Origin of the sequence: Vibrio sp. 2092, assembly GCF_033339635.1 — a bacterium.
Lineage (GTDB): Bacteria > Pseudomonadota > Gammaproteobacteria > Enterobacterales > Vibrionaceae > Vibrio > Vibrio alginolyticus.
Genome location: NZ_JAWOUY010000029.1, coordinates 13,884 through 30,141, shown reverse-complemented (window position 1 = coordinate 30,141; position 16,258 = coordinate 13,884). Strand labels below are relative to the sequence as shown.

Genomic DNA, 16,258 nt, shown 5'->3' with positions numbered 1-16,258 from the left:
CTCGTTCACAACAAAAGTTGTCCAGAATAATGAACGAGCAACCATCAACCTGTGACGGTAAATGCCAGTCAGTCAACACGCTTTTCCGAGTCTTTGCTCACTTTTCGTGTTCTGCCAACGATCACTACAACCCATACCTAAATGATGCGCCGGCAAGTTGAGCCGCAATGCATAGTTGCGACTCTATTATTAAAACTTATAGCGCTACACCTGGACTCAATGTTGCAGGCAAGACAGTCTCTTGACCTTCCATTGATGCCATTGGGTACGCACAGTAATCTGCTGCGTAGTAAGCGCTTGGGCGCAAGTTACCCGACGCTCCCGGACCACCAAATGGCGCATCACCACTTGCACCAGTGAGCTGGCGGTTACGGTTCACGATACCTGCACGAATGTGGTCAACGAAGTATTCCCATTCTTGGTCGTCGGTTGAGACCAAACCAGCAGATAAGCCAAAGCGCGTATCGTTTGCTAGCGCCACGGCTTTGTCTAACCCTTCGTAACGCACCACTTGCAGAAGTGGGCCGAAGTATTCTTCATCTGGTAACTCAGCAATGTTCGTTACATCAATGATGCCAGGAGAAACAAACGCCGCCTCTCCTGCTTTCGCTTCAATCAAGCTTTCACCGCCAAGAGACTGTAGATTAGCTTGTGCATCAAGAATAAACTTGGCTGCCGCGACCGAAATTTGCGGTCCCATAAATGGCGCAGGTTCTGCAAATGGTTGGTCTACGCGAATATTGCGTGTCGCTTCGACGAGCTTAGTGATAAGCGCATCGCCTTTTTCACCCAATGGCACATACAAACGACGAGCACACGTACAACGCTGCCCAGCACTGATAAACGCTGACTGGATGATGGTGTAAACCGTGGCATCCAAATCACCATATTTATCAGAGATCACCATAGGGTTATTACCACCCATTTCTAGTGCGAGCATCTTGCCCGGTTGACCCGCAAATTGACGGTGTAATACATGCCCCGTATTCGCGCTACCCGTAAACAGTACGCCATCAATGCCTTTTGCGTCAGCTAGGGCGATACCAGTTTCTTTCGCGCCTTGAACAAGGTTAATCACGCCTTTCGGCAGACCGGCTTCTTCCCATAGCTTCATTGCCAATTCACCCGTCCATGGCGTTTGCTCAGACGGTTTGAAGACTACCGTGTTACCAGCCAGTAGCGCAGGCACAATGTGACCATTTGGTAGGTGGCCTGGGAAGTTGTAAGGACCAAACACCGCCATCACGCCCAATGGGCGGTGGCGCAATACGATTTGGTTGCCTGCTGCTTCACGGCTCGCCTCACCAGTGCGGTCATGATAAGCGCGAATCGAAATGGCAATTTTACCTGCCATGGCTGCTGCTTCAGTGCGCGTTTCCCAAATCGGCTTACCGGTTTCTTTGGCAATCACTTCGGCGATTTTTTCGCTGTTCTCTTTTACTTTCTCCGCAAAAGCCAACACGATTGCCTCACGCTCTGAAAATGGACGCTTTTTCCAGTCAATAAACGCTTCACGCGCTGCAGATACCGCCTGGTTCACCTGCTCTGCCGTTGCACCTTTGCCTTGCCAGATCACTTCTTGGTTGTACGGCGACAGAGACGTAAATGCTTCACCCTGACCTTGTACCCATTCACCTGCAATCCAATGTGTCATTGTTTCTATCCTTAAATTCTGTCGTCTGTTACTGCGGAAGAAGGCGGACGAAATCCCCTTCTTCAACCGAAAGTGCATCCGCAACGTCTGGTGCGATCATTACGCTCTGTGTCTCTGCGTCATACGCCGCCTTAGTGACTGTCGCACGGAAGTTCTCGAAAGATGAATTACACATCAAGAAGTCTTGTGTGCTGGAATGTTCAGAGATTTTGACTTGCGCGCGGAATGAATGACGTACCGACTCAATATTACGCAGATCACACTCAACCGTTGGGCCACCATCGAAGATGTCGACGTAACCTCGGTTGGTAAAACCTTCACGCTCAAGCAGCTTCAGCGCTGGACGCGTGTTGTCATGTACTTGACCAATCACGGCTTGCGCTTCTGGGCTGAGCAGATTGATGTAAATAGGCAGTTTCGGCATCAAGTCGGCGATAAAGCCTTTCTTGCCGATACCTGTCAGGTAATCTGCAAGAGTGAAATCGATAGAGAAGAAATGCTCTTGAAGCCATTGCCAGAATGGTGAATTACCCTCGTCGTCTGAAACGCCACGCATCTCCGCAAAGATCGTTTCAGAGAAGCGCTCTGGGTGCTCTGCCATCATTAGGAAACGACACTTCGACATTAGACGACCATTCAGACCTTGGCGGAATTTCTCACGCAAGAACAAGGTACAAATTTCGCTGTTACCAGTGTAGTTATTACCAAAAGTAAGCAGTTTAACGACGTTGTTAACGCCAAGCTTTGGCGACGAGTGCACAACTTTACTAATGTGATATGAGTAAAATGGGACATCCCAGCCGATAGATGCTTCGATTCCGGTGGTACCCGCAACCTCACCCGTTTCAGAGTCAAAGCCAACCATCAGGTAGCCTTCATCGCCTGGTTCTGCCACATCTGGCTTACCAAAGCTGTACTCTGAATGTTTGATTCGATTGGTTAACAGTTCTTCGTTAACCGGTAGAGATGTAAATCCGTGACCAGACTCCACCGCACAAGTGTGCAGTGCGTCGTAATCCGACATCGCGATAGGGCGAACTACTAGCATCAATACTCCCTCCAGATGCAAGAAGATCCTAACTATATTGTAGGAACAATTCCCCCATCAGAGATCCTTGACGGGGGTGTCTGCGTTGACGTTTAAACTGATATCGCGCTTAAACTAAAGTCGCGATCGCTTTATCCAGTTTCGCCAAGCCTTCTTCAATTTCTTGTTGTGTGATAACGAGTGATGGTGTGAAACGTACGACATTGGCACCCGCAACCAATACCATGAGACCTTGTTTACCTGCAGCAACCAGCACGTCACGCGCACGGCCTTGCCATTCTTCATTTAGTGCAGCGCCAAGTAATAGGCCTTGACCGCGCACTTCTGAGAAGATGTTGTACTTCGCGTTGATCTTCTCTAGACCTTCACGGAACATTGCTTCGCGTTCTAGTACACCAGCCAAAACCTCTGGCTTAGTGACTTCATTTACAACCGCTTCTGCAACCGCACACGCTAGTGGGTTACCGCCATATGTAGAACCGTGAGTGCCCACTTTCATGTGCTCTGCCAATTTTGCTGTCGTTAGCATTGCACCGATTGGGAAACCGCCACCAAGTGATTTCGCAGTACTTAGAATATCTGGCGTGATACCTAAACCTTGGTAAGCGTAGAAGTTACCTGTTCGGCCATTACCAGTTTGCACTTCATCGAAGATCAGTAAGGCGTTGTGTTTGTCACACAGCTCGCGAACCGCTTGAGCGAACTCAGGCGTTGGTGGCACGATGCCGCCTTCACCTTGTAGTGGCTCCATCATGACCGCACAAGTACGATCAGACATGTGTGCTTGTAAAGCTTCGATATCGTTGTAAGGAAGGTGTGTCACGTCGCCTGGCTTAGGACCGAAGCCGTCAGAGTATGCCGCTTGGCCACCAACCGTTACGGTAAAGAATGTACGACCGTGGAAACCTTGTTTGAATGCAATGATTTCAGATTTCTCAGTGCCATGAACGTCTGCTGCATAACGACGTGCCAGCTTCAAAGCGGCTTCGTTTGCTTCTGCGCCAGAGTTAGCAAAGAACACACGCTCAGCAAAACTCACTTCTGTTAGCTTTTTCGCCAGACGAAGGGCTGGTTCGTTCGTCATAACGTTACTTAAGTGCCAAAGCTTGTTAGCTTGCTCTGTTAGTGCGTTTACCATTACTGGATGACAATGGCCAAGACAGCTCACTGCAATACCACCAGCAAAGTCGATGTATTCATTACCTTCCTGATCCCAAACACGTGAACCTTCACCTTTAACAGGGATCATTTCCATCGGGTTATAGCAAGGTACCATTACCTCATCGAATAAACCGCGCTCTACTTTAATTTCCGTTGTCATTGCACATTCCTTCTTGATACCGCATGCGTAGCAGATAAGCGAATTTAACCGGCTCTCTTTGCCAGCAAATAATGTTTTGCATTTAAGCTATTGCGGCATTGTATTTACATTTAATTAACCATTTCAATAGTGATTTATTCTTTTCGTTCTCGAAAGCAACTTCCATTAATCACTGCTTATGACTATTTATGCATCAAGAAAGTAAAATAGAGAAGTGATTTTTTATAAATGTTATGTAATACAGGGGATAGAAGGTTTAAAAAGACATGAACAGACAAAGAGACTCGAGAGAATCGCATAGTTTTGCAATCCGCTCACCTCAGCAAAAAGATGAATGATTTGTTAAGAAAAGTGATCGCGATCAGATCGCTTTGCGTGCTAAAAAGTTCGCAAGCAACTCGTGACCTTGCTCAGTTTTGATTGATTCTGGGTGGAACTGCACCGCATCAATTGGCAAGGCTTTATGTTGGTAACCCATTATTTCATCCATGCTTCCGTCCGGCAGTTCTGTCCATGCAGTCAGTTCAAACACGTCGGGTAAAGTACCGTTTTTCACCACAAGAGAGTGATAACGGGTTACCGTGAGTGGGTTATTCAGATTTTTAAACACACTACGACCGTTATGACGAATCGGTGAGGTCTTACCGTGCATCACTTGTCGTGCACGTACCACTTCACCCCCAAACACTTGCGCTATCGCTTGATGGCCAAGGCAAACACCCAATATTGGAAGCTTACCAGCGAAGTGTTCTATCGCTTTCAGTGAAATACCTGCTTCGTTCGGCGTACATGGCCCTGGCGAGATCACCAAATGAGTTGGGTTGAGCGCCTCAATGCCTTGGATATCGATTTCATCGTTACGCACCACCTTTACGTCTGCACCAAGCTCGCAGAAGTATTGGTAAAGGTTGTAGGTAAAAGAGTCGTAGTTATCGATGATCAACAACATAAAGGGTCGGTTGCTCCAATCCGTTTTGGCAATGCTTACGTAGTGAATCGCCACGTTCGTGACAATCAAGGGCGGTATTTTGCTATACCAAGCAAGAAAGGCAAGTTTTTGCTGAATAAAAAGGCCAGCATAGGCTGGCCTTTGGTCTTTACAGCTATTTAGGAAAGGTTTATCAGGAAATAAATTCGCTTAGCGGCGACGGCGGAATAAGCCGAGACCTAGCAGCGCAAATAGCGCGCCAAAACCAAACGAACCACCATCTGAATCCTTCGACCCTTCTGTTCCAGTTTCAGTTTGCGTCATTGAAACATCACGAACAGAGCTAAACTTCACGATATTACCTGTCGAGTCAGTCACTTTCTCTTCTAACTGATAATTACCTTGCTCTGGCGTTTGTTCAAACTCAATATTCACGCTACGCGCATCAATATCAGCTTGAACTAAGGTTTGGCTAGCCGAGTAAGCTTTCGTATCGCTGCTTGCCGCAGCCGCTTGTGTGGATGGCGTTAAGTTCACCGTAACAATATCACCTACAACCGCCGTTGGTGGTAAACGGACATCGACGGCTAAGTTGTCACCTGCTTTCGGTAAATCGATGTCATCATCTGGTAAATCAATCGCGATGATCACTGGATCGTGATCAGAGGCAGAGAACGCATCTTTGTACTTCGGCATATCACCGGTGTACTTGCTGCTGTATTCGAACAAGTTACTCTCTAGTGAGTTGATGTGCCAATCTTCAATTGCTACCACTTTTTGCGCTAGGCTACTGCTTGCCAATGCGTGGTCCAAATTACCCAGCTCGCCCGAATAGGTGTAAGAAAACGTATCAGTGCCGTGCAGCAACGTGTTTAAATTGTGCAGACCGTAACCTTTTTCAATTTTGGTCTTCTCTACTTGAAGTTCACCATCACCAATGGTTGTGTAAGCAGCAGTATAAATGTCACGGCCGTATTTCTCTTTCGAGTAATCAGTCAGTGTCAGAAGTGGGTCTTCCATGCCATAAGCATTGAGATCGCCCATGAGCAATACATCGCCTTTCACCTCTTTCAACGCTTCACCCACTGCGTGCGCAGCAGAAACGCGGAAGTTGTTACAGTTGCCTTGCAGATCCGCTGGCTCAGAATCTTCTACACCAGCAATCCACTCTTCAATACACTCAGAGCCTTTCGACTTAAAGTGGTTTACGACAATAGACAAATCTTCACCCGTCTCTTTCACCGTAAAGGTCTGAAGTAGACTGTGGCGTTGGTACTTATCGTAAGCAGGGTTACTTTCTGTGCCCTCTTTACGAGTAATTGTGTTTTCTGCAATGTGCTGCTCTGGCGTGATGATCACTTTTGCAGCGTCTTTTGGCGTTACTGCGTTAGCACGATATAAAATCGCCACCATGATCGCATCACTGCCAAAGTATTCGTCTTGGTATTTGTCTTGCTCTTCGATTTCGACATACGTGTAATGATCTTCAGCGTCATCAATCTCAGCATTTAGGGCATCAACTAAGTTTTGGATAGCACTGCCATCACCAAAGCCATTGTTCTCGACTTCCATCAAACCAATAACGTCTGCGTCCATCTTGTTCATCGCCGCAACGATTTTCGCTTGCTGGATCAGGAATTCGTCTAGATTAGTCGCACCACGGTTTTGTCCGGTTGGGTTTTCATGACCACTGTCAGCCACGGAGTTGAAGTAGTTCAGTACGTTGAAGCTTGCAATACGCAAATCTGAGTCCGCAATCGCTGGGGCATCTTTACGAGCCACGTCGAAGCCTTCACCTGAAGTCACGAAGTTGGTGTTATTGACTTCATTTGTCGCAATCAGGCGGTATTCGTTGTAGCTGTAAGCCACGACACCCTGTAGACCTTCTACTCGAGAACCAAGGCGAATGTGCTGCTCTGAAGAGCCATCTTGATCTGCATCTTTAGCAAAATCTGGGTAGTATGGGATTTGGCCGTTTGGTGCTTTGCCATCTGATTCTAGGTATACGCGGTTCGCTGCGTTGTCTTTTGCTAGCTCAACGGCTGCATCGCTCTCTGCCGCGTGTAATTGAGTCGGCTTTAACAATGGCGCTTCATGAGAGAGCATCATATTGTTACGACGTGAATCGTAGTCGTAAGAGAAGTTTCGAGTTACAAACAAGTCACTTGCCGAGGTCAACTCAACTTGCATGCCTTCATGACGCTCTAGCGCATCACGTAGTGTCTCACCTTCTTTGATAACAAGATCGGTAACTCGAGGGGTTTCAGAGGTGCCTGTTTTCACATAGCTGTTAGCATCAGAAGCTAGCTGAGTATTGCTGTAGTACTCTTGAACTTTACCTTTCACACAAACAACGTCACCAGCTTTTAGCTCCGTGTCTGCCGCATCGGTATGAATGAACAAACCTTCTGAGGTCTTGTCGTTGTTATCACTTTCTAGTGCTTGTAGGTAGAAACCTTTGGTTAGGCCAGTGGTAACAGCAGTCACGACACCCGTTACGAAATGATCTTCGTCAGTAATGTATGGGTAACCATCAATGAATGGAGACGTATCGCCTTCACCTTGAATATCTTGGATGGTAGTGAAGTTAGGTTGCTGACCGTCTACTTCACAAGCGAATGGTGCTGGTGGCTCAGTCGCATTTAGCTCACCAAGGCCGTCAATGTTGTCTTTCTCAAATGCCGTCCACTGAGATGCATCATAAGTAGCAGAAGGGGTTAGTGCATCACTGTTACGAACTAATGTGGTGTCTTTACCAAAATCTACGTCACCCATCACACCGATGATGTCGTGTACTTCACCATCTTTAAGCAGTGCGATCGGGTCATCACCGTTAAAGTTCGCGACGCTTTTATCTGTAATATCCGCGATAGCTTTGATGGTATCGCTCGCGTCACCATGCGCCAGTACATACACTTGGTTAGCTTGTAGCATCACTTGGCTAAGGTCGAATGTGCTACCCCAAGTACCACCACCGTTTGATGATTTCGCCAACTCGTAGCCAGTGAGTGTCACCGCAGTATCACCCGTATTAGCGATCTCTACCGCTTTATTATAAGCGCCGCCTTCTACGTATTGGGAAATAATAATCTCTGCGTTCGCGTTTGCACTAAGTGCACTGGCGATGGTTAATGCGAGTATTGAGGGTTTGATTAACGTGTCCATTGTCATACCTGATATTTATGTAAATGCAAACTTAGCTCTGGTTAGAGCCTGCCATTTGCGTCTACTATCAGGTTTATTTATGAAATAAATAAGAATGAGTAATTAAAGCCGTGAAATGAATCACATGTGAATATAAGAAAATATGCCAGAGCATCCCATTCAAACATTTTTTGTAATAAATACAGAGCGCTATTGATAAACAAATCAGAATTTAGATTGATTACTCAGTTTACTTTTTCAATTCATGTTAAGGAGTAGAAAATACATCACTTGTTGAGTTGCTTATTAACCCAACCGTTCCTGTTACAAATAAAAAATATAATTAGTCACTAATTTAGAATGCTTTAATTTTCACTTGTATCACTGTTCAAGCCCAAGAATCTATTACTCGCTTCGTTCTCTCTTATACAGGCCTCTCATACTTCAAAGTTTTCATGATTTATTCAATAACTTTTCATTACTCACTAGCCAAAAACATACACAAAAGATATAACACCTGCGCGAGACAATAAGATCTCATTAGCTGTAAACCCAGGAACGACAAATGAAAACAATTCAACGCAGTGTGCTAGCTATCTCCCTACTTGGCTTGATAGCGGGGTGTCAGTTGACCGCCAGTGAGCCACTTCAACCTACGGCGAATCAAGACATCATCGAATCAGCCAAAAATGAACTGGATGGTATTGAAGAGCTAGAAGTCAGTGACGAGGGTGTTATTACCTTTACTCAGCGTCTAAGAACGCCAGGAACCTACTGGATTCCAGCGAGAATTAAAGAACTCAGCTACGATATATCATGCGTACAGCTTAGTTACTTCATTGATAGAGGCATGGTTGTGAAGTCTGCCTTTCTAGGAGCTCGAGGACGTGTTGAATATTACGACATGGAACGCTGTATGAAAGACACGCCATTTCAGTAATACAGGCATAAAAAAAGCTCCACCAAAGTGGAGCTTTTCGTATTCGTTCTTAGCAACTATGGGCGAGCTACAAAACCTACTGCTTCGTATGCTTTCTTAAGCGTTTCAGCCGCTCGTGCCGAGGCTTTCTCAGCGCCTTGCTGCATTACCTCGTCCATGTAAGCACGATCAGCGCGAATACGGTGATATTCTGCTTGAATTGGCTCAAGCATTGCTACAACTGCCTCACCAACATCTTTCTTAAATGGGCCATACATTTCTACGCCTTGGTACTTCGCTTCAATCTCTTCGAAGCTCATGCCTGTCGCCGCAGAGTACAGACCCATTAGGTTAGCAATGCCCGCCTTGTTCTCGATATCATGACGGATACTTGGCGGCGTTTCGGTATCGGTTTGCGCTTTGTTGATCTTCTTAAGGATCGACTTAGGCTCTTCCAGCAGCGTGATAACGTTCTTACGGTTGTCATCAGATTTAGACATCTTCTTCGTTGCGTCTTGAAGGCTCATTACACGCGCATTTACTGTCGGAATGTAAGGCTCTGGAACTTGGAAGATTGGCTGCTCTGGCGAGTAAATATTGTTGAAACGCGTTGCGATATCGCGCGCTAATTCTAGATGTTGCTTCTGGTCACTGCCTACAGGTACTTGGTGTGCACCGTAAAGCAAAATGTCAGCCGCCATCAACACCGGGTAGTCAAATAGACCGACGTTTACGTCATTCGCGTAACGTGCCGATTTGTCTTTAAACTGAGTCATACGGCTCAGCTCACCCATTTGAGTGTAGCAGTTAAGAAGCCAACCTAATTGAGCATGCTCTGGTACATGTGACTGAACAAATAGCGTGCTCTTCTTCGGGTCAACACCAACTGCCAGACAAATTGCCAGTGCGTCTAGAGTTGCTTCATGCAGCGCTTTAGGGTCCTGACGAACCGTAATCGCGTGAAGGTCTACCACACAATATTGGCAATCATAATCGTCTTGCATCTGCTGCCATTGACGTAGAGCACCCAAGTAGTTACCGATACTTAGTTCACCTGAAGGTTGAACACCACTCAATACAATGGGTTTGCTCATTAGAATGATTCCTTTGACTTCTTAATCTAATTAAATGAAAAAAACCGTGCAGTAATAGGTGCACGGTTTACTCAGTGTACTCATTAACGAGTATTTTGGAAGCTCTTTTGTAGCCGTTATGCAGAAACCGCTACAACGTCCAATAATTCTGCCAAACTGTCAGCGACGAAATCTGGATTTGATGCTGAAATAGGTTCACCGTGGTTGTAACCATATGTCAGACCAAATGAGGCACAGCCTGCATTCTTTGCTGCGAGAATGTCGTTTTTCGAGTCGCCAACCATCAGCATTTCACTTGGTTGGATTTGGTGCTTTTCCATTAGCCAGTTCAATGCTACTGGGTTTGGTTTTTTCTCTGGGAATGCATCACCGCCAAGGACATCAACGAAGTATTTTGCGATGTCGTGCTTTTCCAAAACGTCAGGCACAAACTTTGAAGGTTTGTTAGTCACCAACGCCATAACAAAGCCCGCTTTGTGCAGCTCTGCTAGTGTCTCTTTTACCGTTGGGTAAAGATGACTTAGCTTGTGACCGCTTTGCTCGTAGTAGTCATCAAACAATACACGCGCTTTAGCACGAAGCTCTTCACTCAGCTCTGGGTTGATGGTCAGGCTTTGGCTTAATGAGCGACCAATAAGCACGTCTGCGCCGTTACCCACATAATCACGAACTTGTTCTTCTGAAACCGATGGAAAGCCAAGCGCCTGTACTGCTTGGTCTGCCGCGACAGCTAGATCTGGCACGCTATCAAGCAAAGTACCATCTAGATCGAAGGCGATGAATTTAATGTCTTGTTGAGTCATAACTTCCCTGAGGATTTTTATTTATAAATCGGTGAAAACGACAAAGGATGGCACCCCATCCTTTGTTTTTATCATTATGTCTGATTCTACAGTAACTGTTTGTTTCGTCGTTACTTTGCAGCAATACGCTGACGAACTGCCTCAAACAAACAGATGCCGGATGCCACAGATACGTTCAAGCTTGAAACGCTACCAGCCATTGGGATCTTAATCAAATCGTCGCAGGTTTCACGAGTCAGACGACGCATACCGTCACCTTCAGCCCCCATTACGATAGCAAGAGGTCCAGTCAGTTTGGCTTGGTAGATGTCGTGCGTTGCTTCACCCGCAGTACCAACAAACCAGATGCCTTTCTCTTGCAATGTACGCATAGTACGAGCCAAGTTAGTCACTCGGATCAATGGTACGACTTCAGCTGCACCACAAGCGACTTTACTTACCGTCGCATTCATTGGCGCAGAACGATCTTTCGGTACGATGATCGCCGCAGCACCTGCCGCATCTGCGTTACGTAAACACGCACCAAGATTGTGTGGATCGGTCACGCCGTCTAACACTAAGAGCAGTGGTGATTCGTGCTTTGCAAGGATGTCATCAATATCGTTCTCATTCAGCTGTTTCGCTGGTTTCACACGAGCGATGATGCCTTGGTGATTTGCACCGCGTGCTTTGTCATCCAAGGTTTTACGTGTCATCTGCTGAATAGAAACACCACAAACCTGAAGATCATTTAGGATTGGCATTAGGCGATCATCTTGACGACCTTTTAAAACGTACGCCTCGATAAAACGCTCTGGTTCGCGCTCCAATACCGCCTTCACTGCGTGAATGCCGTAGATAAATTCGTTACTCATTGTTTAACCTGTTGTTCTGGTCGTATTGCCTGCGCCAACCGAGTTTGAACTAAGTTGGCGCTTCAACCTACTGCGCTTCTTTTTTAGTGCGCTTGGTTTTCTTCGGCTTACTGTGCGGCTTCTTTTTACGTGCTTTTTTCACTTTAGGCTTCTCGTTGCCTTGGGCGTCACCACGTTTTGGGCTATTACGCTTACTCGTTGCGCCCGTTTCTTCTGGGCGTTTAGTTGGCTCTATCGCAGGAACTGCACGAGCCGCGCCACCTTCTTTCGATGAAGAGCGAGTCGCAGCGCGTTTTTTATCTTTCGCTTTGCGTTTTGCTTCCGCTGCGCGTTTCTTCGCAGTCTTACCTTCGCCGCGTAGCTTACGACTTGTTTCGACCAATTCAAAGTCAATTTGCTTATCATCGAGGTTAACAGCCAGTACTTTTACTTTTACTGCATCACCTAAGCGGTAGATGTTACCGAAACTTTCACCAATAAGTCGTTGACCAATCGGGTCAAATTGATAGTAGTCGTTCGCAAGGGTAGAAATATGCACCAAACCATCGATGTGCAAATCCGTTAAACGTACAAAGAAGCCAAAGCTAGTGACATTAGCAATAACACCGTCTAGTTCGTCACCGACGTGGTCTTGCATATATTCACACTTCAGCCAATCCGCAACATCACGTGTTGCATCATCAGCACGGCGCTCTGTCATCGAACATTGTTCGCCGTAAAAATCCATGTCGTCAAACGAGTAATGATAGCCACCTGTTGGTGTCCAGCGATCTTGATTACGACCTTCTTCTTTAGCAATCAGATACTTGATTGCACGGTGAAGTAACAAGTCAGGGTAACGACGAATTGGCGACGTAAAGTGCGCATAGCGTTTCAATGCCAACCCAAAGTGCCCCGCGTTATCTGCGTTGTATACCGCTTGCTTCATTGAGCGTAGCAGCATGGTCTGAATCAACTCTTGATCTTGACGCCCGGAGATTTGACGTGCGAGATCAGCATAGTCCGTTGGTGAAGGCTCTAAACCACCTTTTAGCTCAAGACCAAGTTCACTTAAGAAGTCACGGAAACCTTGCAGGCGTAATTCACCTGGAGATTCGTGGATACGATAAAGCGCGGGCTCTTTCGCTTTTTCTACCAGCGATGCCGAAGCAATGTTGGCTAAAATCATACATTCTTCGATGATCTTATGCGCGTCATTACGAATTACTGGCTCAATACTTTCGATTTTTCGTTCCGCATTGAAAATAAATTTGGTTTCAACGGTTTCAAATTCGATTGCACCGCGTTGATCTCGTGCTTCTTTCAGCACTTTGTACATCTTGTGCAACTCTTCTAGATGAGAAACAAGCGGCTGGTAGCGCTCACGTAGTTCTTCATCCCCTTCTAGAATCGCGCTCACTTTGCTATATGTGAGACGAGCGTGCGAGTTCATCACCGCCTCGTAATGCTTGTAACCAGACAGCTTACCTGTATCGGAAATGGTCATTTCGCACACCATACACAAGCGATCTACTTGCGGGTTAAGCGAACATAGACCGTTCGACAGTACTTCTGGCAACATCGGCACAACTTGCGACGGGAAATATACTGAGTTACCACGATTGATCGCTTCTTTGTCCAACGCAGAGTCAGGACGAACGTAGTAACTGACGTCAGCAATCGCTACCCATAAACGCCAACCACCTTCTTGGTTCTTTTCACAGTAAACGGCATCATCAAAGTCTCGTGCGTCTTCGCCGTCAATGGTCACTAGTGGCAAATCACGTAGATCCACACGACCAACTTTCGCTTCTTCTGGTACTTCTTCGCCTAAGTTTTCGATTTGTTTATCGACGGCTTCTGGCCATTCGTGAGGGATTTGGTGTGTACGAATCGCAATTTGTGTTTCCATACCTGGTGCCATATTTTCACCAAGGACTTCAACCACTTTACCCATCATGCCGCGTGAGCGTGAGCCACGATCAGTAATTTCAATTACGACTACGTTACCCATGCGTGCACCCGCTTTGTGCTCATTTGGGATCAGGATATCTTGGCTGATACGCGAGTCATCTGGGACAACATAGGAGTATCCATATTCAAGGAAGAAACGACCAACGATTTGATCATTGCGCTCCTCTAGCACACGCACCAAACGTCCTTCACGGCGGCCGCGCTTGCTGTTGTCTGTCGGTTGCACTAAGACAAAATCACCGTGGATGATGTTCTTCATCTGATGGTGCGGTAACAGAATATCATCATCCTTGCCGACGCTGCCTTCTGGACGTACCCAACCATGGCCATCACGATGACCAATCACGTAACCTTTCACCATTTCAAGTTTTTCAGGCAATGCATAGCACTGACGGCGGGTAAACACCAGTTGGCCATCTCGCTCCATCGCACGTAGCCGACGACGCAACCCTTCGTATTGCTCTTCGCCCTCAAGCTTTAGTGCCTCAAACAAGTCGTTACGATTCATTGGAACGCCCGCTTGCTCTAGAAACTCGATGATAAACTCTCGGCTTGGAATTGGATTTTCGTAATTTTTGGATTCACGATCTGCAAAAGGATCGTTTGGAATATTGTCTGACATAGGCACGCCTATCTAGCAAGGAAGGTATATGGCTAGTATATCTGAGTCTCTCGATAAGCTACAGAATTGCTTTGAAAAAAGAATGATCGAGATCGACTCTAGGCATGCAAATGAGTTAAGGACGAGCCAGCAAGATCAAAAGTTCAGAATTGTCACTGAGCAAGGATTCAATCGTGCAATCATCCAACTCCGCCAGGAAGGCACTTTTTGCTTTCGCCAATTTATCTTTGAGGCGGCAAGCAGGGGTAATATGGCAAAAATCCACACCACAGTTGACTAAATCTAACGGCTCTAAATCGCGCACAACACCACCGACTGTGATTTCAGACGCAGGCTTCATCAGCCGGATACCACCGTTTTTTCCGCGCACGGTATGGACATAACCCAACTGCCCTAACCGATTGATAACTTTAACCATATGGTTGCGCGACACACCAAATAAATCCGTCACTTCGGTAATGCTGGTTAACTCATCTTCCGGCAACGAAGCCAAGAAAATTAAGGTTCTCAACGCATAATCAGTGAAACTAGTTAACTGCATATTCTCTCCCAAAGTGCGACTCAATAACCCGCTGGTGATGCTAAAACCCCAAACTTGAGCTATCGATAAAAGTGTAAATCTTTTCTTGATCGAAAGATACATTTGAGATACAACTTTAAACATGCATTATAAATACAACTTAAAGTAGGAAGCCCTTATGCTCAGCAATCAAACTATCGAGATCGTCAAAGCGACCGCACCACTCATCGCCGAAACAGGACCAAAACTGACCGCGCACTTTTACGAGCGTATGTTTACTCATAACCCTGAGTTGAAAGATATTTTTAACATGAGTAACCAGCGTAACGGCGATCAGCGTGAAGCATTATTCAACGCTATCTGTGCCTATGCTGCCAATATTGAAAATTTGCCAGCTCTGCTTGGCGCAGTAGAGAAAATTGCGCATAAGCACACGAGCTTTTTGATCACAGAAGATCAGTACCAAATCGTTGGTAAGCATTTACTTGCGACAATCGATGAGCTTTTTAATCCAGGTCAAGAAGTGTTGGATGCTTGGGCTGAGGCTTACGGCGTACTTGCGAATGTATTTATTCAGCGCGAAGAACAAATTTACCAACAAAATGAAGCTTTGGAAGGCGGCTGGCGCGGTCTACGCGAATTTGAATTAGTCGATAAAAAGATTGAGAGCGAACACATTTGCAGCTTTGTGTTCAAGCCAACCGATGGCCAAAAAGTGGCGCCGTATAAACCGGGACAATACCTTGGCATCTACATCAACAGTGACCAGTTAGAAAACCAAGAAATTCGCCAATATAGCCTGTCTTCTGCGGTCCAAGAGAACACCTACCGTATCTCAGTAAAACGTGAAGAAGGCGGAAAAGTGTCGAACTACCTGCACGATAGCCTGAACATTGGCGAAAAAGTGCAGCTTGCAGCCCCTGCCGGTGATTTCTTTATGGATGCCGAACCACAAACACCCGTTGTTCTAATTTCTGCTGGTGTGGGACTTACTCCAACGCTGTCAATGCTAGAAAGTCTCTCAGCACATCAAGCACCTGTAACTTGGGTTCATGCAACCGAAAATGGCCAACAGCATGCTTTCAAGCAACACGTAAACCAACTCGTTGCAGAAAAAGAAAATATGAACGCGCTCGTTTGGTATAACCAACCAACGGCAGAAGACAAGCTAGGTGAAGACTTCCACTTCACGGGCTTTGTCAATCTGTATGAAATTGAAGCTGCATTAAAGCAATATAACGTGCAGGTATACTTCTGTGGTCCTGTAGGATTTATGCAGCACGTAGCGAAACAGCTATTAGAACTTGGCGTACCAGAAGAGCAATTCCATTACGAATGCTTCGGTCCACACAAAGTGGTTTAAGCGCTACCAACTATCGGGAAAACAACAAAGCCCAC

At 46.2% G+C, this 16,258-nt stretch carries 12 protein-coding genes; 2 read left to right on the top strand and 10 right to left on the bottom strand.

The features are described from left to right. Positions 1-196: 196 nt before the first annotated feature. The 5 genes from astD to R7P80_RS27810 form a co-directional block, all read right to left on the bottom strand. Positions 197-1,654 carry a succinylglutamate-semialdehyde dehydrogenase gene (gene astD / locus R7P80_RS27830; RefSeq protein WP_005381424.1) on the bottom strand — a complete coding sequence of 486 codons (1,458 nt, stop codon included), beginning with the start codon at positions 1,652-1,654 and terminating at the stop codon, positions 197-199. A 28-nt stretch (positions 1,655-1,682) separates the two neighbouring features. Further along, positions 1,683-2,702: an arginine N-succinyltransferase gene (gene astA, locus R7P80_RS27825; protein ID WP_005381422.1), complete on the bottom strand. Its 1,020-nt coding sequence runs from the start codon at positions 2,700-2,702 to the stop codon at positions 1,683-1,685. Between the two features lie 109 nt (positions 2,703-2,811). Further along, entirely contained in the window at positions 2,812-4,023 is a 1,212-nt protein-coding gene (locus R7P80_RS27820; RefSeq protein ID WP_005381420.1) for an aspartate aminotransferase family protein, read from the bottom strand. A gap of 361 nt (positions 4,024-4,384) precedes the next feature. Further along, positions 4,385-4,972, bottom strand: coding sequence for an aminodeoxychorismate/anthranilate synthase component II (locus R7P80_RS27815; RefSeq protein ID WP_031780782.1), 588 nt, complete (start codon positions 4,970-4,972; stop codon positions 4,385-4,387). 189 nt (positions 4,973-5,161) lie between these two features. Continuing rightward, positions 5,162-8,116, bottom strand: a complete 2,955-nt coding sequence (locus tag R7P80_RS27810) for an ExeM/NucH family extracellular endonuclease (RefSeq protein ID WP_213900105.1) — start codon at positions 8,114-8,116, stop codon at positions 5,162-5,164. 544 nt (positions 8,117-8,660) lie between these two features. Between R7P80_RS27810 and R7P80_RS27805 the strand changes: the two genes are divergently transcribed. Next, the gene (locus R7P80_RS27805) at positions 8,661-9,035 is read left to right on the top strand and encodes a hypothetical protein (RefSeq protein ID WP_053303037.1); all 375 of its coding nucleotides are present in this window, start codon (positions 8,661-8,663) and stop codon (positions 9,033-9,035) included. A gap of 56 nt (positions 9,036-9,091) precedes the next feature. Here R7P80_RS27805 and trpS read toward each other — a convergent pair whose 3' ends face one another. The 5 genes from trpS to nsrR form a co-directional block, all read right to left on the bottom strand. After that, positions 9,092-10,108, bottom strand: coding sequence for a tryptophan--tRNA ligase (gene trpS, locus R7P80_RS27800; RefSeq protein WP_005381398.1), 1,017 nt, complete (start codon positions 10,106-10,108; stop codon positions 9,092-9,094). Positions 10,109-10,224: 116 nt separating this feature from the next. Beyond that, positions 10,225-10,911, bottom strand: a complete 687-nt coding sequence (locus tag R7P80_RS27795; RefSeq protein WP_005382834.1) for a phosphoglycolate phosphatase — start codon at positions 10,909-10,911, stop codon at positions 10,225-10,227. 110 nt (positions 10,912-11,021) lie between these two features. Beyond that, positions 11,022-11,765: a 23S rRNA (guanosine(2251)-2'-O)-methyltransferase RlmB gene (gene rlmB / locus R7P80_RS27790; protein ID WP_047103967.1), complete on the bottom strand. Its 744-nt coding sequence runs from the start codon at positions 11,763-11,765 to the stop codon at positions 11,022-11,024. A 67-nt stretch (positions 11,766-11,832) separates the two neighbouring features. Beyond that, positions 11,833-14,340, bottom strand: coding sequence for a ribonuclease R (gene rnr, locus R7P80_RS27785; protein WP_225492172.1), 2,508 nt, complete (start codon positions 14,338-14,340; stop codon positions 11,833-11,835). A gap of 115 nt (positions 14,341-14,455) precedes the next feature. Beyond that, a complete protein-coding gene (gene nsrR, locus R7P80_RS27780) occupies positions 14,456-14,881 on the bottom strand; it encodes a nitric oxide-sensing transcriptional repressor NsrR (protein WP_005381392.1) in 426 nt (141 codons plus the stop codon). A gap of 157 nt (positions 14,882-15,038) precedes the next feature. Between nsrR and hmpA the strand changes: the two genes are divergently transcribed. Continuing rightward, positions 15,039-16,223, top strand: a complete 1,185-nt coding sequence (hmpA, locus tag R7P80_RS27775) for an NO-inducible flavohemoprotein (protein WP_225492174.1) — start codon at positions 15,039-15,041, stop codon at positions 16,221-16,223. The last annotated feature ends 35 nt before the right edge of the window (positions 16,224-16,258 follow it).